This window comes from Gloeotrichia echinulata CP02, from assembly GCA_038087035.1.
In the GTDB taxonomy this organism is placed as follows: Bacteria; Cyanobacteriota; Cyanobacteriia; order Cyanobacteriales; family Nostocaceae; genus Gloeotrichia; species Gloeotrichia echinulata.
Genome location: CP051187.1, coordinates 3,971,579 through 3,992,084, shown reverse-complemented (window position 1 = coordinate 3,992,084; position 20,506 = coordinate 3,971,579). Strand labels below are relative to the sequence as shown.

The 20,506-nt window shown below is 43.3% G+C and carries 19 protein-coding genes, 3 tRNA genes and 2 pseudogenes; 14 read left to right on the top strand and 10 right to left on the bottom strand.

The annotated features are described in order from the left end of the window. Positions 1-144: 144 nt before the first annotated feature. Positions 145-1,380, bottom strand: coding sequence for a septal ring lytic transglycosylase RlpA family protein (locus HEQ19_17590; protein ID WYM01029.1), 1,236 nt, complete (start codon positions 1,378-1,380; stop codon positions 145-147). 839 nt (positions 1,381-2,219) lie between these two features. Further along, positions 2,220-2,453 (bottom strand): hypothetical protein, encoded by a 234-nt coding sequence (locus tag HEQ19_17585; GenBank protein ID WYM01028.1) that lies wholly within the window; start codon positions 2,451-2,453, stop codon positions 2,220-2,222. Positions 2,454-2,507: 54 nt separating this feature from the next. Here HEQ19_17585 and pds point away from each other — a divergent pair, with 54 nt between their 5' ends. The 4 genes from pds to HEQ19_17565 all read left to right on the top strand — a co-directional run bounded on the left by pds (position 2,508) and on the right by HEQ19_17565 (position 6,700). Further along, positions 2,508-3,947 (top strand): 15-cis-phytoene desaturase, encoded by a 1,440-nt coding sequence (gene pds / locus HEQ19_17580; protein ID WYM01027.1) that lies wholly within the window; start codon positions 2,508-2,510, stop codon positions 3,945-3,947. Beyond that, positions 3,931-4,863 carry a 15-cis-phytoene synthase CrtB gene (gene crtB, locus HEQ19_17575; protein WYM01026.1) on the top strand — a complete coding sequence of 311 codons (933 nt, stop codon included), beginning with the start codon at positions 3,931-3,933 and terminating at the stop codon, positions 4,861-4,863. The genes pds and crtB overlap by 17 nt, the downstream gene beginning before the upstream one ends. A 219-nt stretch (positions 4,864-5,082) precedes the next feature. Next, a tRNA-Ser gene (locus HEQ19_17570) sits at positions 5,083-5,174 on the top strand. A gap of 191 nt (positions 5,175-5,365) precedes the next feature. Continuing rightward, on the top strand, positions 5,366-6,700 hold the full coding sequence (locus tag HEQ19_17565; GenBank protein ID WYM01025.1) for an ABC transporter substrate-binding protein: 1,335 nt from the start codon (positions 5,366-5,368) through the stop codon (positions 6,698-6,700). Positions 6,701-6,869: 169 nt separating this feature from the next. On the opposite strand, the gene HEQ19_17560 is transcribed toward HEQ19_17565, so the two are convergent. From HEQ19_17560 to HEQ19_17550, 3 genes are all read right to left on the bottom strand, one after another. Further along, complete coding sequence (locus HEQ19_17560) at positions 6,870-7,700, bottom strand: hypothetical protein (protein WYM03478.2); 831 nt, start codon at positions 7,698-7,700, stop codon at positions 6,870-6,872. Between the two features lie 217 nt (positions 7,701-7,917). Continuing rightward, the gene (locus tag HEQ19_17555; protein WYM01024.1) at positions 7,918-8,757 is read right to left on the bottom strand and encodes a hypothetical protein; all 840 of its coding nucleotides are present in this window, start codon (positions 8,755-8,757) and stop codon (positions 7,918-7,920) included. Between the two features lie 90 nt (positions 8,758-8,847). Beyond that, entirely contained in the window at positions 8,848-9,924 is a 1,077-nt protein-coding gene (locus HEQ19_17550; protein ID WYM01023.1) for an RNA-guided endonuclease TnpB family protein, read from the bottom strand. Positions 9,925-10,422: 498 nt separating this feature from the next. Here HEQ19_17550 and HEQ19_17545 point away from each other — a divergent pair, with 498 nt between their 5' ends. Further along, positions 10,423-10,638 carry a hypothetical protein gene (locus HEQ19_17545; protein WYM01022.1) on the top strand — a complete coding sequence of 72 codons (216 nt, stop codon included), beginning with the start codon at positions 10,423-10,425 and terminating at the stop codon, positions 10,636-10,638. 231 nt (positions 10,639-10,869) lie between these two features. Here the strand turns inward: HEQ19_17545 and HEQ19_17540 are convergent, their stop codons facing one another. Beyond that, positions 10,870-11,808 (bottom strand): serine hydrolase, encoded by a 939-nt coding sequence (locus tag HEQ19_17540; protein WYM01021.1) that lies wholly within the window; start codon positions 11,806-11,808, stop codon positions 10,870-10,872. Positions 11,809-11,830: 22 nt separating this feature from the next. Between HEQ19_17540 and HEQ19_17535 the strand changes: the two genes are divergently transcribed. The 3 genes from HEQ19_17535 to HEQ19_17525 are packed head-to-tail and all read left to right on the top strand — an operon-like array spanning position 11,831 to position 14,844. Continuing rightward, a complete protein-coding gene (locus HEQ19_17535; GenBank protein WYM01020.1) occupies positions 11,831-12,535 on the top strand; it encodes a C40 family peptidase in 705 nt (234 codons plus the stop codon). Between the two features lie 14 nt (positions 12,536-12,549). Next, on the top strand, positions 12,550-13,560 hold the full coding sequence (locus HEQ19_17530; GenBank protein ID WYM01019.1) for a glycosyltransferase family 2 protein: 1,011 nt from the start codon (positions 12,550-12,552) through the stop codon (positions 13,558-13,560). Positions 13,561-13,605: 45 nt separating this feature from the next. Continuing rightward, positions 13,606-14,844: an MFS transporter gene (locus HEQ19_17525; protein WYM03477.1), complete on the top strand. Its 1,239-nt coding sequence runs from the start codon at positions 13,606-13,608 to the stop codon at positions 14,842-14,844. Here the strand turns inward: HEQ19_17525 and HEQ19_17520 are convergent. Beyond that, a pseudogene (locus HEQ19_17520) lies at positions 14,841-14,993 on the bottom strand (RNA-guided endonuclease TnpB family protein). The gene HEQ19_17525 and the pseudogene HEQ19_17520 sit on opposite strands and share 4 nt — an antisense overlap. Before the next feature lie 93 nt (positions 14,994-15,086). Next, positions 15,087-15,160, bottom strand: a tRNA-Arg gene (locus tag HEQ19_17515). Positions 15,161-15,194: 34 nt separating this feature from the next. Here HEQ19_17515 and moaC point away from each other — a divergent pair. Further along, on the top strand, positions 15,195-15,704 hold the full coding sequence (moaC, locus tag HEQ19_17510) for a cyclic pyranopterin monophosphate synthase MoaC (GenBank protein ID WYM01018.1): 510 nt from the start codon (positions 15,195-15,197) through the stop codon (positions 15,702-15,704). A 1-nt stretch (position 15,705) separates the two neighbouring features. Here moaC and HEQ19_17505 read toward each other — a convergent pair whose 3' ends face one another. Beyond that, positions 15,706-15,906: a DUF2795 domain-containing protein gene (locus HEQ19_17505; GenBank protein ID WYM01017.1), complete on the bottom strand. Its 201-nt coding sequence runs from the start codon at positions 15,904-15,906 to the stop codon at positions 15,706-15,708. A gap of 170 nt (positions 15,907-16,076) precedes the next feature. On the opposite strand from HEQ19_17505, the gene HEQ19_17500 reads away from it, so the two are divergent. The 3 genes and pseudogenes from HEQ19_17500 (at position 16,077) to HEQ19_17490 (ending at position 17,430) form a co-directional block, all read left to right on the top strand. Then, the gene (locus HEQ19_17500) at positions 16,077-16,334 is read left to right on the top strand and encodes a hypothetical protein (GenBank protein WYM01016.1); all 258 of its coding nucleotides are present in this window, start codon (positions 16,077-16,079) and stop codon (positions 16,332-16,334) included. A gap of 242 nt (positions 16,335-16,576) precedes the next feature. After that, positions 16,577-16,885: a DUF3181 family protein gene (locus tag HEQ19_17495; GenBank protein ID WYM01015.1), complete on the top strand. Its 309-nt coding sequence runs from the start codon at positions 16,577-16,579 to the stop codon at positions 16,883-16,885. Between the two features lie 419 nt (positions 16,886-17,304). Beyond that, positions 17,305-17,430 (top strand): annotated as a pseudogene (locus HEQ19_17490) (transposase). A 689-nt stretch (positions 17,431-18,119) separates the two neighbouring features. Here the strand turns inward: HEQ19_17490 and HEQ19_17485 are convergent. After that, positions 18,120-18,192: transfer RNA gene (locus HEQ19_17485), tRNA-Arg, on the bottom strand. A 363-nt stretch (positions 18,193-18,555) separates the two neighbouring features. Between HEQ19_17485 and HEQ19_17480 the strand changes: the two genes are divergently transcribed. Together HEQ19_17480 and iscB are read left to right on the top strand one after the other, a co-directional pair. Then, complete coding sequence (locus tag HEQ19_17480) at positions 18,556-18,891, top strand: hypothetical protein (protein ID WYM01014.1); 336 nt, start codon at positions 18,556-18,558, stop codon at positions 18,889-18,891. A 167-nt stretch (positions 18,892-19,058) separates the two neighbouring features. After that, complete coding sequence (gene iscB / locus HEQ19_17475) at positions 19,059-20,363, top strand: RNA-guided endonuclease IscB (protein WYM01013.1); 1,305 nt, start codon at positions 19,059-19,061, stop codon at positions 20,361-20,363. Positions 20,364-20,506 lie beyond the last annotated feature (143 nt).

The following is a 20,506-nucleotide window of genomic DNA, read 5'->3' as shown; positions in this document are numbered from 1 at the left end:
GCTAAACAAATAGTTTGAAATCGCGGGACTAGTGGTCTGTCAAATTCATTTTGATGGGTTGGTAGTGTGAGCGTCTCGCTCACGACGCGAGCTTTCCGGCTCGCACTACCCATCAATTTAATCTTGACAGAGTACTAGGCTTGATCAAAAGTCTGAGACTAACGCCATTTTTCTCCCTGGCTTAAGCTTACCAGTTGCTAGATTTGAGCCTTTTAGGGTCAATTTTGGTTCGCTACTATCCAAAATCACCGCTTTATAGGGAACTACTCCAGCTATTTCACTTTCGATACAGCGAGCTGCTTCCCGTGATAAATCTAGGCTGCGAGGTGGAATATAGGGACCGCGATCGTTCACCCGGACGATCACAGCTTTGCCGGTTTTTAAGTTCGTCACCTCTAAGTAAGTGTTAAATGGTAGGGACTTATGGGCTACTGTGAGTTCATTTTGGTTATATATCTCACCATTCGCGGTTAAACGACCGTGAAAATAGCCGCCATACCAAGAAGCCAAACCAGACATTTTCTCCTCGGAAGGGGTCAAACCATACATTTCCCTCTGTCCTTCTACAAGTGTTAGGGTTGGTACTTGAAAAGCTGCGCGCAGATTATTAATCCACTCAATCGCTAATAGTTCACCATTCCTATTTACATGCCGAGAAATTTGTTTTTCAATGCCAAATAATAGGCGATTACCTGCCATTAAGGCTGGTATACTGTCAACCAAAGCAGGTCGCAATTGATTGGCATTTAAATTGGGTGAGTTGACAAGGTGGGTCAAACGCTGTTGCATTGACTTGGCAGCAATTTCGTTAGGTAAATTGGCAACTACACGGTTATTTACCCAGATTTCATAGTTCTGTTCGTCGCGGTGGACAACTAGCACCGGTAAGGACTCTGAACTAAAACTTGGTTCAACAGGATTGACGAAACGGAAGAAATCTTGCAGCGATCGCAAGATTTTACTAGTAAATAAATCTCGGTTCGCAGAACTCGTATTGATTAATGTCCCAGCGGACAAACTGCTAGATGTTTTTAACTTAGGCTGTTCAGCAACACTCTCTTCTTGGGAACGACACAGTTGATTTTTGCTGTTCTTAACTGCCTTTTTTGCCGGAGTCTGGCGAAGTTCAGGATTCGCGTGCGATGTTTTATTACCCCAATCTATCCTGAAGAAACTGGTAGGTAATAACGTCGTACTCCAAACATTTCGTTGCTGTTTGGGTATGACAAAAAATGCGGGCTGCTTACTGAGCATTTTACCTAAATTGATTGATTCTTTTGTCAGCGTCACCTTTGATGCCAAGTTAGGTGGTAAGCTTCCGCTCAACGACAAAACACAACCCATCCAGGAAGAAATCCAAAGAAGTCCAAAAAATAGCATGATCAGGTTAATTAGCAGATAGATGCACACTTAAAAAGCGTGTCCCTGCTTTAGATAAACAACATTTTTAACCAATTCAATTTGAGTTAGATTTTTTATTCTCTAAATAAATCTCCTTTGCATTTGCTGCAAATTACGGCGTTATCTCCACTGGGGATCATCATATCTTGTTGTCACCAAACAAGCAAATAAATCTTTCAGATATTGTTTTCAATTATTAGTCCTTTTTAAATTTAAATTTTTTATATTTGGCTATAAATTCGCTTTAAAATATGCAAAAGTTAGCGAATGCACAACAGTTTAAATACTGAAATCGTATTTTAATATGTAGTTTATATTACATTTACAAATGTATTTACCGAAACAAAACCTACCGAAGACAAACAGGCAGTCTTTATTAATGCCATCAACTTCCCATCGGAGCAAATGTAGTGAGTTCCGCAATAAATCAACTATTTTGAGCAAAAATTTGCTATTAAATACGTAAATTGCTTTAGTATATATGTAATTAATTTAACTAAATTAAATTTTCTCTCCTGCGGTTCATCCAGCTAGGGAAACAGATTTTATACTCCCACAGGAGATTATTTAACCAGTAATTTCAACCATTGTCTTCAATTTAGAAGTTTGACAAATACCTCTAATCCTGCATTAAAGAAACGGCTTAGTACAGCGTTTCATACATTGGTGGCATTTTAGTTTGTAGTTGCGCTTGGCTGACGCTGCGAGAATAGCGCTAAAGCGCAACTACGAACGATAGACTTTATTTTCATTTCGTCACGAACTTGTACAATCCTGTACTTAGTACATATTTTTATCAATTGGTCATTGGTCGTTGGTCATTTTTTATTCCCCCCAATCCCCAATCCCCAATCCCCAATCCCCAGCGATGCACTGAGCTTGCCGAAGTGTCCCCAGCGATGCACTGAGCTTGCCGAAGTGTCCCCAGCGATGCACTGAGCTTGTCGAAGTGTCCCCAGCGATGCACTGAGCTTGCCGAAGTGTCCCCAGTACCCAATCCCGATTTTTCCTTGATCGATCGCACAATGACCGCCAAATGTAACAGATTGCAACGTATAATGAGAACGACAAAACGATTAAGAAATATTGAAGAGCAGTAGGGTTAAATGCGAGTAGCGATCGCGGGAGCGGGTCTAGCAGGACTTTCCTGCGCGAAATATCTCACAGACGCAGGTCACACCCCCATTGTCTTGGAACGCCGAGACGTGTTGGGCGGAAAAGTGGCTGCGTGGAAAGATGCTGATGGAGACTGGTACGAAACCGGTCTGCACATTTTTTTTGGGGCTTATCCCAACATCTTGCAGCTATTCAAAGAACTAGGGATTGAAGACCGATTGCAGTGGAAAGAACACACAATGATCTTCAATCAACCGGATGCACCAGGAACTTACAGCCGCTTTGATTTCCCAGATTTACCAGCGCCTTTAAATGGTGTAGTGGCAATTCTGAGAAACAATGACATGCTCACCTGGCCTGAAAAAATCAAATTTGGGCTAGGATTGCTACCGGCGATGATTCAGGGGCAAAAGTACGTTGAGGAAATGGACAAATACTCGTGGTCTCAATGGCTGCAAAAGCAAAACATTCCCCCACGAGTGGAAAAAGAAGTATTCATTGCCATGTCCAAGGCTTTGAACTTCATCGGACCGGAAGAAATTTCGGCTACGATTTTGCTCACAGCCCTCAATCGCTTCCTCCAGGAAAAAAAAGGTTCCACAATGGCCTTTCTGGATGGAGCGCCAACTGAGCGGTTATGTGAGCCGATAGTAGATTACATTACCGAACGCGGTGGAGAAGTCAGGCTAAATGCCCCCTTGAAAGAAATTTTGCTGAATGCAGATGGTACTGTCAAAGGATTTTTGCTTCGGGGGTTGAATGGGGCAGAAGATGAAATATTCACGGCCGATTTGTATGTATCTGCCTTGCCAGTTGACCCATTTAAGGTGATACTACCAGAACCTTGGAAGCAAATGGAGTTTTTCTCCAAGCTTGAAGGTCTAGAAGGTGTGCCAGTGATTAACCTCCATCTATGGTTTGATCGCAAACTGACACAAATTGACCATTTATTATTTTCACGATCGCCCCTCCTCAGCGTTTATGCTGATATGAGCAACACCTGCCGTGGATACGCTAACCCTGATCGCTCAATGCTGGAATTAGTTCTAGCCCCGGCCAAAGATTGGATCAGCAAATCTGAAGAAGAGATTGTTGAAGCCACAGTAGCCGAGTTAGAAAAACTATTCCCCGACCACTTTGGGGGAGAAAATCCCGCAAAATTGTTGAAATATCATGTGGTGAAAACGCCGCGTTCAGTTTACAAAGCGACTCCTGGTCGTCAACAGTACCGTCCTGACCAAGTGACCCCCATTGCCAACTTTTATTTAACAGGGGATTACACCATGCAACGCTACTTAGCCAGTATGGAAGGTGCCGTACTTTCTGGTAAGCTGACAGCGCAGGCGATTGCTGAAGCACTCCCGGTGGCAAATGCCTTAAACCTGCAAACGCTATCCCAATCGCCCGCAACGAATGCTGCAACTGCCTGATTCCCCCCCGCGCATGAAAACGCTGGTATCTGTAGACGATTCCTATAAATTTTGTCGCCAACTGACAGAAAAGTACGCCAAGACTTTCTATCTCGGCACTTTACTCATGAGTCCGGCAAAGCGTCGAGCTATTTGGGCAATATATGCTTGGTGTCGCCGTACAGATGAATTGGTAGACGGCCCAGCCTCTGCTATTACCACGCCAGAAACCCTAGACCTATGGGAGCAGCAGCTGGAATCTATCTTCACGGGACGCCCATTGGAAAATTTTGATGTCGCTTTGGTGGATACACTCCAACGCTTTCCCATAGACATTCAGCCCTTTCGGGACATGATTGCCGGTCAGCGGATGGACTTATATCGCAGTCGCTATGAAACCTTTGACGAGTTATACCTCTACTGTTACCGCGTCGCTGGCACTGTCGGCTTGATGTCAACAGCAGTTATGGGCGTAGATACCAGGGCAAACACAGCTCCGTGGCACAAGAACAAACAACCTTATGTTCCCAGCAACGAAGCGATCGCCCTAGGAATTGCCAATCAACTCACTAATATCTTACGGGATGTTGGTGAGGACGCCCGACGGGGAAGAATCTATATTCCCCTAGAGGATTTAGCAAAATTCAATTACACTGAGCAAGATTTCTTCCAAGGTGTAGTAGATGACCGCTGGCGGGCATTAATGCGCTTTCAAATTGACCGCGCACGTCAATTTTATCTAGAAGCAGAACGGGGAATTACTTGCCTGACACCTGATGCCCGCTGGCCCGTATGGGCAGCGTCAATGTTATATGGTCAGATTCTGGATGTGATTGAACGTAACAATTATGATGTGTTCAGTCAACGCGCTTACGTCCCCCAGTGGAAAAAATTACGCACATTACCACTGGCTTGGATGCGATCGCAAGTACTGTAAAGGAGTAGTCAAGAGTCAAGGGTCAAGGGTCAAGGGTCAAGAGTCAAGGGTCAAGGGTCAAGGGTCAAGGGTCAAAACTTTGGACTTTGGACTTTGGACTTTGGACTTTTGACTTTGGACTTTTGACTTTTGACTTTTGACTTTGGACTTTTGACTTTTGACTTTCCAAAACAGTTGACTCCCCCAAATAAATCTGCTAACATATATTATCGTGACCGTGGAGAGGTGGCTGAGTGGTCGAAAGCGGCAGATTGCTAATCTGTTGTACGGCAGGCAACTCCGTACCGAGGGTTCGAATCCCTCCCTCTCCGTTTTCCAAACTTTCAAGCCAGTAAAATGGATTCTATCTAAAGATAGATGTTAATGTCGGTGTCAATACCTTGCGCTTCCTCTGGATGATGATATTATTTATCCCTTAGAGCCTGTTAAAATCAAACTTACATAAAAATGTAGTTTGAATCTTACTTTCAGGCTCCTGAACATCAGAGGAGTGAAAGTTTTTATGCAAAGAATTACTGCTGCTTTAGCTTTAAGCGTAGCGACTGTAGCCACGGGTTTGTTATTAGGGGCTTGTAACGATACCACTAACCCCAATAACACAGGCAATACCGAAACTACTGCCACCCCAGCAGCAAACTCAACTACCGCAGCTAGCAGCGCCAAAGGTTTGAAAATTGGTACCCTCCTACCGACAACTGGGGATTTGGCTCCCATCGGACAGCAGATGGTCGGTGCAGTTCCCTTGCTGGTTGAGCAAGTCAACGCTTGCGGTGGCGTCAATGGCGAACCTGTTACCCTCGTGGAAGTAGACGACCAAACCGACCCCAAAGCAGGTGCAGCTGGAATCACCAAACTGGCGAATGTAGATAAAGTAGCTGGTGTAGTTGGTTCCTTTGCCAGCAGCGTTTCCAGTGCAGCCGTCTCCATTGCTGTGCCGGATAAAGTCATGCTAATTTCCCCTGGTAGCACCAGTCCCGTATTTACCGACAAAGCGCAAAAAGGCGAATACAAAGGCTTTTGGGCGCGGACTGCTCCCCCTGATACCTATCAAGCATTAGCATTGGCACAACTTGCCAAGAAAAAAGGCTACAAACGAGTTTCGACAGTCGTCATTAACAACGACTACGGCGTCGGCTTTGAAAAAGCATTTGTCGAAACCTTTGAAAAATTGGGCGGTACCGTAGTTAATAAAGCTAAACCCGTCCGCTACGACCCCAAAGCCCAAACATTTGACACCGAAGCCGCTGCTGCTTTTGCCGGTAAACCAGATGCAGTGCTAGGTGTACTATATGCCGAAACAGGTAGTTTATTCCTCAAAGCAGCCTACCAGCAAGGTGTCACCAAGGGAGTACAAATTCTGCTCACAGACGGAGTGAAATCTGACACATTCCCTGAACAAGTAGGGAAAAGCGCTGACGGTAAGTTTCTGTTAGCAGGTGCTATTGGTACTGTACCAGGTTCCGATGGTAAAGCATTAGACGCCTTAAAGAAACTGTGGCAAGAGAAAAAGAGCGGTACCCCTGGAGAATACGTTCCGCAAAGTTGGGATGCAGCCGCTTTATTAGTATTAGCAGCACAAGCCGCAAAAGAAAATACAGGAGTTGGTATTGCCGGCAAACTCCGTGAAGTTGCTAATGGCGCAGGTCCAGACTCCACCGAAGTTACCGATGTCTGTCAAGGACTGAAGTTACTCAAAGAAGGTAAAAAGATTAACTACCAAGGCGCCAGTGGTAATGTAGATATTGATGCTAATGGTGATGTTGTTGGTGTCTATGATGTTTGGACAGTAGGCGACGACGGTAAACTCAAGACAATTGACAAGGTTAGTCCCAAATAAAAAGTGAGGAGTGCTGAGTGCTGAGTAGATAGTAGAAAGTTCAGAAGTTTTACTTACAGCAATTTTCATCCATTTGAACCACATTCTTTGTAGGGGTTTAGCAATGCTAAACCCCTACCGCTTGGTCTATTTACTTATAAACTGCTCCTAACTCCTAACTCCTAACTCCTTAAAATCCGCCGAAGTTGTAACCGACTCCAAACAACAAACCTATATCTGTTTTGTCGAAAAATCCCGCATTTACAGAAGCTGTTGCTGTAAATTGAGAATTGAGCGGCATATCGACACCACCAGATACTAATACAGCAACTTTAGAGTTATCGCCAGTTTTAATGGCTGCACCTACGCCGAGGTAAGGCGCAATGGGTAATGGTTCGCTAAATGGATCTGCTGCTTGTGGTAAGGTAAAATCGTAGGTGAGGGGAACTAGAAATACTGTCCTGTCGCCAAGGATGGCCGAGGGTCTCACAGATAGATTCTTTGTTAGTCCAACTTTGCTCACAATAGCAAAGTTACCGTCACTTATGGATGAATCACCACCAGCCAAACCTATGTTACCACCGACACCAAGATAGTATTTGCCGCCACGGCTAGGTGTAGTTGGCTCAATATTCGCTTGTGCCACTTTCCCATCTGGTGGTTGATTTGTGGGTTGTTGAGCGGTGGGTTCTGCGTACTGTATGCTTAGGGCTGCACTTGAGGTGGCTACTGTCCCTGGAACCGGTGTGAGAATGGGACTGGTCGTAGGATTGGTCAATATTGGTTTTTCTGTCAATTCTGATACTATTGAATCAGCGGTATTGATGGGAGAAAAACTTTGATTATCTAGTTTCGTCGTCAACTGCTGAGGAGACGTTACGGTTGCAGAAGTTTCGCTTAACTGATTATTGCTCATAGTTTCCACGGTTTGGGCAACAGCAGATAAGCCACCACCCAGGACGGTAACAGCCGCTAAACTTGGTAACCAAAAAACATGTTTACGAATAAAAATAGTCTTCACATTCACTCCTGACAAAATCATGCCATCCATAGTGTACTAGGAGATTACTCTTTGAAGAGCAAATTGCTAGCATTGAACTAAGAGGATGTTTGAAAAGTTTTTAGAGCTTAAACAAAAATACAATCTTTCACTTACTCAGCTAGCTTTTTATTTAACTTGCGATGCCTGCTAGGGCTACGCCATCGCACTTTCCGCCTTGGCATCGCCTGCTTTTAGTCTACTGATTTTCCTCCACCCAATTTCCATAAGCCAGTTGACAAATATCCCCATCATGCCTACGCAACTTCAAAAATTGCACTGTTAAGAGACTCCCATCACACTCAATTACCTCTGCTGGTTTGTTCTCAAACCAGTCAATAAAATTTTTCGCACCCACATCATTTGGCACAACCATCACACCAACGTTCCATCCATGACGCCACCGCTCTGTAGATTCCACTGGGATTGGGTGTGATTGTGGTTGCCATTGACGAAGTAAATCCCTGATAAATAAAGGCAACGGCAAACAAGAAGATTTATATTTCTGCTCTAGCGCCTCACCTGTTTCGGCATCTAATCTAGCAATTAGCGATGCCTTCGGCGGGCGCAGCCATCGCTCCCCAGTTTTTGCTCGTCGCCACTCCAATGCTTTGGGCGCTTCCTTGGGTTTCATGGAAGCTTTGTTAATTGATGACATCTGTGAACGTACCTCTGCTACCGTCAACCGCTCAGTTTTCAAGCGTTCAATTATGACAGAGTATTTTTCAGCACACAGGGCGAAAAGGGTTTTGATGTCGAGGAGTTCTAAATTATACGGATTTACTTCCACAAAGTACTCACCAACCTTGGCATAGGGCGTTGCTGTAGAAGTAGCCCAACCGAGGGATTCATTAGTGGAGCGCCACTGTTTAGCATCGGTCGTCATTTTTTCGACGTATACTGTTTGACAGAAGCTGATGAATACTCGAATTAGATGCGCTGCTTGCTGTTGAATCGCCGGCAGAAAATTCTCTATTTTCTCAAATTCAATTTCTGAATCGAACAGGTCAACCGTTCCAGAAAGTGTCAACGTAGACATAGGTTTTCTGCTATATAAATCCTAGACAAGTCTAGACATTTATTTCTTGCTTCAATGGGAGCATGGGAGCGGTTATCCCTCAGCAAGCTTTCACGCTTTAGCCAAACGTGATAAATTAATCGCTGCGTTTAAGTCCCTGTCGATTGAATGACCACAACTTCCACAGTTGTAGATTCTTTCTTTTAGTGGCATATCTTGAATATGTCCGCACTTAGAACAGGTTTTACTTGATGGAAACCATCGGTCAGCAATTATTATTTGACAACCGAATTTTTTAGCTTTATATTCCAACTGCCTTGTCAACTCATGAAACCCACAATCAGCAATTACTTGAGCTAATTTATGATTAGATAGCATTCCGGAGGTGTTTAAATCTTCTACTACTATTTTTGCGTGGTTTTTGCATAAGAAAGTAGTGATTTGGTGAAGAGTATCCTTTCTGAGGTTAGCTACCCTAGCATGATGTTTCGCGAGTTGTATTTTAGCTTTATGTCGGTTGTTAGAACCTTTATTTTTTCTAGTAAACTTTCTAGATAATCTTATAAGCTTTTCTAGGTGATTTTTGTAATGTTTAGGGTTAGGAAATACAACACCCGTAGAGAGTGTAGCCAATTCTTTTACCCCTAAATCAACACCAACAACATCGTGTTGCTTAACGGTTGGTTCATGTTCTTGATCGTAAGCAAAAGCAATAAACCAACTATCAGCAGTACGAGATATTGTTATTTTAGTGCAGGTTGTATGGGGTAAACCTTCGTAAGTTCTTACCCATCCAATGGTAGGCAGTTTTACAGACTTACCACCCACAGAAATTGGTTTACCACTAGCATCAATAGTGAAAGAATCATGATGCCCCTTCTTTTTAAAATTAGGGTATCCGCCTTTCCCACTAAGGAATCTAGAGAAAGCATCGCCAAGATTATCAAAAGCGTATTGAGTTATTTTCTGACAAATACCCGTTTCTTTAATCCAAGTAAACTCAGGTTTAACGTGGTTGTTAAAGAACTTTTTAAGAATGTATTTGTTAGGCTTTAATCCATCCTTATAAAAATTATTCCAAGTAGCTAAACCCCAGTTATAGGTAAATCTCGCAATACCTGCGTGTTTACATAAGATTATTTCTTGGGCTTTACTTAGTTTTAACTTTGTCTTGATGGATAAAAGCATTGCTCGACCTCAATGTGTGCTATATATATATTAATATATCAATATATAGGAGAAAATGCAATGCCTTTTGAGAAAAAACATAAATTAGGTGCAGCCCCACTTAACGAAGAACCATTTGACCGGACACCCGTTTGTTTCAACGTAAAGAAGGGCATCAGAGATAAACTAAAAACCGTCCCCAATTGGAAAGAACGGTTAAGAGAGTATATAGATAGGCTTATTGAGGATTTGAATGAGTAATATCTGTCTAGTGTTGGCGAGAATTGTCTAGGATATTAGCTACTAGGGCAAGCTCCATCAGCATTTTATCAAAGGGAGTGGGGAGTCGGGAAGGCATTGTCATCTGTAGTAAGTGGGCGATGCCTTTTTGGTTTATGTATAATATGTTAGTACATAGTTAGCACTTTTGTCAAGGTTAGTTAGTACAATTTTTCTTTTTAGTTATTAGCTTTCAGATAAGAAAATGCTATCTTTGTTAGTACAGCATTTACGAAAACTATGGCAGAAGAAGCAAGACTGACAATCCGAATCAACCCAGAAAAGAGGAAAGCCCTTAAGGACAAAGCAGAGTCCGAAGGCAAAAACACAACCGAAGTGTTATTGGAATTCATTGACCAATACCTAGGTATAAAACACATCAACGATCCACTGGAACAAAGAGTTACCAGACTTGAGCAAATCGTCTCCGAAAAACTGGGGGAATTAGCCGCCTGAGAGAAGAAAACGCATCTCTCAGGCAAGTTAAAGAACAAGTAATCAATGCCGTTTTCAAAGAAAAACCCGCCAGCGACTAGGTGGGTGTCGGGTTTTATCAGGGCATTCGTGCTAACTTTTGCATGACCATCTACTAACAAATAGGGGTGTGCAAAAATTATTGTAGGTAGAAAAAGCTTACTCGTTGATGAAATACTTTCTTTGATACAAGTAAGCCAATGGTAGTTAATCTTACAAATGAACAACCGCCTCAGTCACTAGCTTAGAGACAAAGGGCAAAATCTCCCTGTTCTTAGCGTTCGCTTTACCTTCAGTAAATACCACTAAAAGATAGGGAGGCTGGTCTGGTATCTCGATATACGCTGCGTCATGGCGGACTTGACTTGTCCAACCTGCTTTTGACCAAATTTGGGCGGTTTGGGGAAGTCCCCCGCCCAAAAAACCTGTTACCTGGTCTTCTTCGACATCGGTGGGTAAATCATCGGGATTGAGACTACGTTTGAGCAAAGCCATCATCCCTTGCGATCGCCCACTGGACACTGCTACCCCACCAACGATACTATGCAATAATTTGGCGGTGGCATTGGTTGTCAGCATATTGCGATTATCGAGCATTTCTCCATAAAATGCTCTCTCTCGTCCATAGGGACCATCACCCCAGGTTTTTTGACAGACGTTAATTGTCTCCATATCCTCCCAGCCTAAAGACTGGTAATAGCGGTTAACTATATTACGTTGCAATTTCCAGGTTTCAAATGGACCGCTGGGCAACTCTGGTCCAGAGGTAGTGCCGCTAAGAACATCAACCACTAAGCTGGTAGCATCATTACTGGAGTCTACAATCATATCGCGGATGGCTCGCTCTAAGTCTTTCGATGTTTGACTCATGCCTTTTTCTAGCCATTCATTAATTGCGACTAAGTAAAAAAGTTTTACGACACTGGCAGGGTAAATCCGCTCTGTATTGCGATAAGTAAAACCACGCAGATTATGGTTCCAAAAGGCATCTGGAGTTAACGCCCCACCAGTATTTACTAGTACCGGTGGATCATAGACAATCCAAGTCAGGGCAATTTGGTTACGGGCTAACGTTGGAAATGTGTCCCAAGTTGTCTCTAAAATATGTAACCCGATCTCTTCGAGTTTTTCGTCTTTGCACAAAAAAGTCATTGTTACCTATGAACGTTACAAAATGGTTTCCAATCTAAATTCCCCAATCCAAAATCTCCCATCCTCCCAGTACCGCTGTCTGGCTGATCTGAATCTATATGATTCTCCTGAATGTGTCCGCTTGGCGACTCAAGCCGCTTGTGGACGACATTTGCAGGTAACATCAACTCATCAGGATGCAGCGGTTGAGGTCTATTTATGTGAGGATGACTATCCAGGCTGGGTCTCCCTTGCCGATTTGGCTTTATTACAATCAGCTACTTTACCTTATCAAGCTGGCATATTGACTGAATCTGAGATCAAAAAACTACTACCAAAGGTCATCGCTTTTACTCATCAAGCGATGCTACAACCAAATTATTACCTTTGGGGTGGTACGGTAGGACCAAATTATGATTGTTCTGGCTTGATGCAGGCGGCTTTTGTTTCGGTGGGTATTTGGTTACCTAGAGATGCTTATCAGCAGGAAGGTTTTACCGAAGCAGTGGCGATTACAGAGTTAGAGCCAGGAGACTTAGTATTTTTTGGCACTCCCCAAAAGGCGACTCATGTGGGTCTTTATTTAGGAGATGATCGCTATATCCATAGTTCTGGGAAAGATAAAGGGCGAAATGGAATTGGAATTGACGTTCTCTCGGAACAGGGAGATGAGGTTAGTCGGTCATACTATCAGCAACTACGGGGTGCTGGTAGGGTTGTAAAGATTTATGAACCACAGAGACGCTGAGGAAGCACAGGTATATGAGGAGTGGATTGTCAGAAAAGATCATAGAGGAGAATGGGGCAATGTTACCTATTGTCCCCTATGTGTCGGTGGTGGTGCCGATACGTGATGAGGTGGAAAGTCTGCCTTTGTTGGTGGAGGCGATCGCTTCTACTTTATCAGCTAGTCAGTTGAGTTATGAAATTATCTGTGTGGATGATGGTTCGAGTGATGGTTCCGTACAATTCCTGAAGGAACAAGCTCAAATTCGCACAGATTTAAAAGCGGTAATTTTGCGTCGTAATTACGGTCAAACGGCGGCGATGGCGGCTGGCTTTAATTTTGCACTGGGGAAAACAATTGTAACTTTAGATGCTGATTTGCAAAATGACCCGGCTGATATCCCCCTGCTGTTGGCGAAGTTGGATGAGGGTTACGATTTGGTCAGTGGTTGGCGTCAAAAACGCCAGGATGGGGCTTTAAATCGCTTGCTTCCTTCTAAAATTGCCAACTGGCTAATTCGCCGTACCACTAGTGTGAATATTCATGATTATGGTTGTTCTCTGAAAGCCTATCGTGCAGAATTGGCGGCTGATATGAACCTTTATGGCGAATTACACCGATTTTTACCTGCTTTGGCGTATATTGAAGGGGCAAGAATTACAGAAATACCTGTGCGTCATCACGCCCGGCGCTTTGGTCGCAGTAAGTATGGACTATCACGAACATTCCGGGTGTTGATGGATTTGTTAACCATTTTGTTTATGAAAAAGTTCCTGACTCGCCCGATGCATGTTTTTGGGCTATTGGGCTTGAGTTCGATGGTTTTGGGCGGTTTGATTGGAATTTACTTGACTTTTGTCAAATTGGCTTTTCATCAAGATATCGGTAATCGCCCGTTGCTGATTTTGGCGGTGCTGTTACTGGTAACTGGGGTACAACTATTTAGCTTCGGTCTTTTGGCAGAATTACTCATGCGTACGTACCACGAATCTCAAGGACGTCCCATCTATCGTGTGCGGGAGGTTATCGCCAAAAATATTAAGTAATGTAACATAGGTAGAAAACACATTGTAAATTAAATGGCATTTGCCTTGAAAGCTTTACTGAGTTTTGATACCTATTTGCGCCGTAACCTGCTGTATTTATTTACAGTAGGTCTATTTTATTGGTCTAGTATGGGGAGTTTGTTACCAACCTTACCCCTCTATATTGAAAGTATCGGCGAAAGCAAGCAGCAAATTGGTATAATCATGGGTAGTTTTGCCATTGGTTTGTTGTTATTTCGCCCTATGCTGGGAAAATTAGCAGATCAACGGGGTCGCAAAATTGTCTTGTTGATTGGTACAATCGTAGCGGCGATCGCACCCTTTGGTTATTTGGCATTTACATCAATTGGGCTGTTGATCTTAGTGCGGATTTTTCATGGCATTAGTTTAGCGGCTTTTACCACGGGTTACAGCGCATTGGTAGCCGATTTATCCCCCGTCCAAAATCGGGGTGAAATTATTGGTTACATGAGTCTGACGTCCCCCATTGGTTTAGCAGTCGGACCTCTGCTAGGTGGGTATTTACAAGCTACTGCTGGTGACGGGCCTTTATTTGTCTTGGCTGCTGGATTGGCTTTTGTTGGGCTGTTGGGTACGGTAAAATTGAACAATCCATCACTTGGGACGCACACAACAGCAACAGGGAACAATAGCAAATTTTGGCAAATTCTCTTCAGTCCACGGGTGAGAATTCCTACCCTGGTCATGTTGCTGTTTGGTTTGGGACTTGGTACTGTACATACCTTTGTGGGATTATTCATCAAATCAACTAAGGTGGATTTTAATGTCGGCTTATTTTTCAGTGCTGCGGCCATCTCCAGTTTTTGCATCAGGCTATTTGCTGGTCGTGCTAGCGATCGCCTCGGACGCGGGTTGTTTATAAGTTATGGTATAATCGTCTATACCGTGTCATTGTTACTGCTATGGTCTGCCAATAATCAGATGGGCTTTTTGTTAGCGGCAATAGCAGAAGGGTCTGGCGGTGGTACATTAATCTCCATGATGATCACGATGATTGCAGACCGTTCACATCCAGAAGAACGGGGGCGTATTTTTGGTATTTGCATAGCGGGAATGGACTTGGGAATTGCGATCGCACCGCCAGTTTTCGGTTTTCTCGCTGAACAAGTCGGCTATCGCAATATGTTTATTTACTGTGCTGGTTTAACAATGGTGGCATTTTTCATCTTTCTTACCCAGTCCAGCATCAGCTTATCTAATTCCCTGCGCTTTGCTCTCGGTCGTGGTGAAGATCCTTATTCGTTGACATCCGACCACCACTAATTCGGAGTACCGAATATAGTGGGGGATTCCAAAGATCGCTCTTTGGGTTTCCTCTTTCCACGACCCGACTTACTTGGAGGAGTTTCCCCACCCATACAGAGGTCGATGTCTCCAGAGGCGTTAGTTCCGACGTGACCCGCCGTCGTCAAGAAGTTGTACAATAGTGTACTTAGTTGTTGTAAGTTAAGGATGATGGTTTTTAACTCCTCACTCTTAACTCCTAACCCCTAACTTTCATAAAACGGGCGAGGAGGGATTCGAACCCCCGACACCGTGGTCCGTAGCCACGTGCTCTAGTCCACTGAGCTACACGCCCTCAATAGAAATTAATAGTAGCACCTTCTTATCCAATGACGCAAGACCATTTTCAAAATAATTTGGACAACTTAACTCATCTCGATAGTCAGGGACAGGCGCAGATGGTAGATGTGTCCCAAAAAGCGCCGACGGTGCGCCAAGCAGTAGCGGCGGCTAGGGTGCGGATGTTGCAGGCAACTTTTGCCGCGATTCAAGCCGGAAATGCCCCAAAAGGGGATGTTTTGGGGACTGCAAGGTTGGCGGGAATTATGGGGGCCAAGCAGACAGCGAGTTTGATTCCCCTGTGTCATCCACTGCCGTTACAGAAAGTGGAAGTTGAGGTGATACCAGATCCACAACTTCCAGGCTATCAAATTTATGCGACCGTCAAAACTAAAGCGGAAACTGGTGTGGAAATGGAAGCATTAACTGCAGTTTCCGTAGCTGCTCTGACTTTGTACGATATGGCTAAAGCCTTGGAAAAGTCGATGCAAATTGAAGCCATTCATTTGGTAAGCAAGACTGGCGGTAAATCAGGGGATTATTTACCGCCAGTATCATAGCCTACTCGATTTCGCCTAAAGATCTGTTGAGATCGGCTGGGTTGTCATATTCCTCACCATCGTCTGGTAATTGCTCTAATAATGAGATAACCGCCTGGTCAGCACCTTGCTTTCTAGCGTGCTTAATCAATTTTTGCTTATCAGCAGGATAGTCAACACCTTTCAAGTTTCTTTGGACTTCGACGGGATTTGCTTTAGTCATTGTTATCCACCGCTAAAGATCATTTCCATCTTCACAGCCAGAAACCTTAGCTCCCTCTATCAAACAGATGAATCAAGTTGAATTTATGGCATCAAAAGTGATAATCATGGCTAATACATCCGCAAAAAGTTTAAAATGATTAGGGTGTGTCAAATTTGTAATAAATATTTATGCCTCCTCGTTGGCCTACCAAACCCGATCGCAAAGACCCCGCTTACCGTAAGCTAGACGACAGGATGAATTTTGCCGTACATGTGGCGATCGCCGTTACGGTGATTTCTGGGTTGTGGTTTGTCCATAATCTCAAGGCTTTGAACTGGGAGTGGTTACCGCCTTTGAGCATCGGTTGGATAGTAGTATTGTTGCTGCATCTGATTTATATCGGTGCGATCGCCAACTATTCCGAGACACCACCCAAATCCACCTGAAGAAAGACTACAAATGCTAGGATGATTGTAACCTGTCGGTCTTGAGTCATCCTGGATAATTGAGCGATAATAATCTTATGGGACTTACGCACGAGATTCGATTTTAGGTCATTACGTATGCCTAACGGCTCCTAGAGAGCGTAGCGACGTAATCGCAAAGGCTGATTTTTCGTCACAAGTGCGTAAGTTCTATGTTGGATAGCCTGATATTTCTCACTTTTTATTGATATAGGGATATTTTTATGGCTCAGATTAACACCTCAGAAATACTGGAAGCCCTAGGGGCTGAAATCGGTGAAAATGTCTACATAGACATTGCTAAATGGCATCTATATTTATCTGATGCGAAACTGCATACCATTCTCGCCGAACATCTGTATCCCTTGATTACTAGCAATGAGGTTACTGAAGACCGCGTGATTGAAATTTTGGAATCTATCCCAGTTAAAATTGGTGGTGGGAGAAAAGAATTGCCTTTAGTCGATTTACTGCCCCTGCAATCTCAGGTTACTTTGGTAGATATCTTGGAAAAATATCAAAGCGAGATTTAATTGTTCGTAGTTGCGCTTTAGCGCTCTTAATTGTCCGCAGCGCTCAAGTGCAACTACAAACAAAACCATATGTCGATTGCCAAATTATATCATGTTCGGGTAAACAGTTATTATAAAAGCTCACGCATTCGCGCAGCGTCCCGTAGGGAAGGCGCATTCGCGGAGCGTCTGTCTTTGCTACGCAACGCTACCGCGAACGACACGCTACGCGAACGCAGAGAAGGCGCATTCGCGGAGCGTCCCGCAGGGAAGAAGTCTCCCAAGTTTTTATCGTAACTAATTAGACGAACCTGATATTACAGCAATTTTCATTCATTTGAACCACAGATCTTCGTAGGGGCGCAAGGCCTTGCGCCCCTACCCTGTTGTCTATTTACCTGAAAATGGCTGTAAATGACCACTTGCTAAATTAATGTCATTTTTCTACAGAGATGGGAGCGCCAGCAAAACCATTCCGAATAGCATTAGGCGCATTAATAATTAAAGAAAAACTAGGAATAAGTGATAGAGAAACAGTAGAACAAATTAAGGAGAACCCTTACCTAAGTATTATCGGTATAACCCACATTCCGCACCCTAGGGTGTCACATAGTACAATTACTTAAAATATTCTTTTTTAAAGCTATAAATTATGCCTTACAAACATGCTTTATCCGTTAATATAAGGGTGTAAGTATATTAGACTACTTTATTTCCTGATAAAAAACAGTAAAATACGATTGTGACAGTTGAGGGTGCGGAATGTGGGGTATGACGACAATAATACAAAATTATTTCATAATTCATAATTTATGTATCTAGTAAAAAAACTCTTTGCAGCGATTGTCTATGCATTTTTGTTTGCTTTAGTTGGTTCTATTCTTGGTACAGTAGTAGGAGTCATAGTAATAATTACACTTATTATCCCCGGTAGTTTTTTGATAGAGTTAATCTCTACAGGGCATATAAGTGCAGACCTTTTAGTCAAATGGTATTTATCTACTGATAGAAATATACTATATTTTGCGATCATATCTACTTTCGCAGGCATAGGTAACTTCTCCGGTCTATTTCTAGGCTGTATGAGAGCCTTGGAGCCGCGGTATTTCGATTGATGACCGAATTGTCAGTTTAAATCAACCGCATATTCGTCCAATCGTTCGAGGTAAAGCAGTAGAATTTGGCGCAAAACTGTCTCCTAGCTGCTTTGTCAGCAAGCCCCAAGTAGTTTTTGTGGTTAGTCTTGTAAAACCAACGAGCGCGGAGGGATTTGAACCCCCGACCCACAGAACCGGAATCTGTTGCTCTATCCACTGAGCCACGCGCCCTCGTACTTTTTGAGTATAGCACGATATCTTGATAATTATATAGGAATCCCCGTTGATTCGGTAAATTGTTTGCGTGGGCAGGCAAGAGGCAAAACGATTTTAGAACATTCAGATGATGGATTGGCTTGATCAGGGTCAAATGCCGGAATTAGTGGAAAATTAAATTAGAGGCAAAGCTAAAGTTTGTCTGCCAAGTTGTAATACCAATTCAAAAAATCTTTGCAACACATCGATAATCTGTAGGGGCGCAAGGCCTTGCGCCCCTACCCTATCTGTCCCATTCTTTTTTCAAATTGGTATAACATAAAAATTGCAGCCATGTCAGTATTGAGCAATCTCCAGTAAATTTATTCGCTGACAAGTATGAAACTGCGCCAAGCAATTCTCTTCATTACCTTAGTTGTTCCCGGTTTGATGGTCGTGGTATTATCGCTTTATTGGTTCAACCGGGATTATGCAGAACTGGGAAAAGCTGAAAACTATGTCGAACAGCTGGCAAAGACAGGAACCAATGATAGACAGTTAGGCTTTGCCTATCATCGGACCTTAGCCCATCGCATCAATGTATTTGCTGATGGTACCTGGGGATTATTGGGGGGTGTGATCACAGCGGTAGGTATTCATGGTTTGATGGTCAGAAACCCCAGCCCTAAAGGGCGGGGCTTGAAAAAGCCCGCATCTGACCAGATTAAGCCTTAAGTGGCTACGTTAGAGGCAAGAGTTCAAGACCTACCAGGGGATGCGTTGCTAGTCCCCTGCTCTAGAAGCGAACGATTAAACAGGCTTAAAGGGTTAAACCAGTGTCGTTTGCATAGTACCGACCTCTAACATTATCGAAGCTAACATTACCCGCAAGGAGGCACTTTATGTGCAAAGTTTTTGTAATTGATACCAATAAAAGACCACTAAACCCAATTCATTCAGCACAAGCGAGACAATTATTAAAGAACAAGAAAGCAGCCATTTATCGCCGCTTTCCATTCACGATTATTCTCAAAGAATCACGTCCAGATTCGCTCCTTACACCACTGCGATTAAAACTTGATCCTGGTGCTAAAACCACAGGTATAGCATTAGTTAACGATTTAACAGGCGAAGTTGTTTTTGCTGCTGAATTAAAGCATAGAGGTTTTGCAATCAAGGATGCTTTAACGTCTAGAAGACAATTAAGACGTAGCAGAAGAAATCGCAAAACCCGTTACAGAAAGCCAAGATTTATCAACAGAACTAGACTCCAAGGATGGTTAGCACCTAGCCTGATGAGTCGAGTTCACAATGTTGAAACATGGGTAAACAGATTACGTAAATTTGCACCAATCACAGCGATTAGTACCGAATTAGTCAAGTTTGATATGCAATTAATGCGTAATCCTGAAATCGAAGGCAAGGAATATCAGCAAGGTACATTAGCTGGATATGAAACCAGAGAATATCTACTTGAAAAGTGGAATCGGCAATGCGCCTATTGTGGTGTCAAAGACGTACCTTTGCAAATAGAACACATTCACCCCAGATCAAAAGGAGGTTCAAGCTCCATCACTAATCTTACTTTGAGTTGCTGTAAATGCAACGTCAAAAAAGGGACTAAAGATATTAAAGACTTTCTCTCTACGAGAGGCTGCGCCAACAAAAAAGACCCTACTAAGTTACAGAAAATCTTGGCACAAGCTAAGAGACCATTAGCTGACGCAGCAGCAGTTAATGCTACTAGATACAAGCTTTTGGATGTTTTGAAATCTACAGGTTTACCCGTTGAATGTGGTTCAGGAGGTCTAACAAAGTTCAATAGAACTAGTCAGCAATTAATCAAGACTCATTGGATTGATGCTGCTTGTGTTGGCAAATCAACACCAACATTAAATATCAAAGGCATCAAACCATTGTTGATTACAGCCAATGGAAACGGGACAAGGCAGATGTGTGGAACAGATAAATTTGGTTTTCCAAATCGTCACCGTACAAATAAACAAATTCATTTTGGATTTCAAACTGGAGACATTATTAAAGCGGTTGTTGCCAGTGGTAAAAAAGTTGGCGAATATTTAGGACGTGTTTTGTGTCGTGCCACAGGTAGTTTTGATATTGCTACCAAGACTGGAAGAATTTCGGGCATCAGTCACAAATATTGTTCAGCAATTCACAAAAAGGATGGATATTCGTATGGAGTTTGAAACCATCTTGACAGCGAATAAATACGCAAACGCGCCTCACCCCCATGTCTAAAGCCAGGGGCTTCCACGGCGCGAGGACTTTGGTGAACAGACCACAAAAGTGACCAAGCGAAAATATCCGCCAGTGCTGGAAAGTTTCGCTC

Bases quoted from the DNA above. Each gene is read 5' to 3' on its own strand.
- HEQ19_17480 (WYM01014.1), top strand. From the start codon at position 18,556: ATGAAACTGCGCCAAGCAATTCTCTTCATTACCTTAGTTGTTCCCGGT.
- HEQ19_17550 (WYM01023.1), bottom strand. From the start codon at position 9,924: ATGCTTTTATCCATCAAGACAAAGTTAAAACTAAGTAAAGCCCAAGAA.
- HEQ19_17545 (WYM01022.1), top strand. From the start codon at position 10,423: ATGGCAGAAGAAGCAAGACTGACAATCCGAATCAACCCAGAAAAGAGG.
- pds (WYM01027.1), top strand. From the start codon at position 2,508: ATGCGAGTAGCGATCGCGGGAGCGGGTCTAGCAGGACTTTCCTGCGCG.
- moaC (WYM01018.1), top strand. From the start codon at position 15,195: ATGACGCAAGACCATTTTCAAAATAATTTGGACAACTTAACTCATCTC.
- HEQ19_17555 (WYM01024.1), bottom strand. From the start codon at position 8,757: ATGTCTACGTTGACACTTTCTGGAACGGTTGACCTGTTCGATTCAGAA.
- HEQ19_17540 (WYM01021.1), bottom strand. From the start codon at position 11,808: ATGACTTTTTTGTGCAAAGACGAAAAACTCGAAGAGATCGGGTTACAT.
- iscB (WYM01013.1), top strand. From the start codon at position 19,059: ATGTGCAAAGTTTTTGTAATTGATACCAATAAAAGACCACTAAACCCA.
- HEQ19_17530 (WYM01019.1), top strand. From the start codon at position 12,550: ATGAGGAGTGGATTGTCAGAAAAGATCATAGAGGAGAATGGGGCAATG.
- crtB (WYM01026.1), top strand. From the start codon at position 3,931: ATGCTGCAACTGCCTGATTCCCCCCCGCGCATGAAAACGCTGGTATCT.
- HEQ19_17500 (WYM01016.1), top strand. From the start codon at position 16,077: ATGCCTCCTCGTTGGCCTACCAAACCCGATCGCAAAGACCCCGCTTAC.
- HEQ19_17535 (WYM01020.1), top strand. From the start codon at position 11,831: ATGGTTTCCAATCTAAATTCCCCAATCCAAAATCTCCCATCCTCCCAG.
- HEQ19_17590 (WYM01029.1), bottom strand. From the start codon at position 1,380: ATGCTATTTTTTGGACTTCTTTGGATTTCTTCCTGGATGGGTTGTGTT.
- HEQ19_17565 (WYM01025.1), top strand. From the start codon at position 5,366: ATGCAAAGAATTACTGCTGCTTTAGCTTTAAGCGTAGCGACTGTAGCC.
- HEQ19_17505 (WYM01017.1), bottom strand. From the start codon at position 15,906: ATGACTAAAGCAAATCCCGTCGAAGTCCAAAGAAACTTGAAAGGTGTT.
- HEQ19_17495 (WYM01015.1), top strand. From the start codon at position 16,577: ATGGCTCAGATTAACACCTCAGAAATACTGGAAGCCCTAGGGGCTGAA.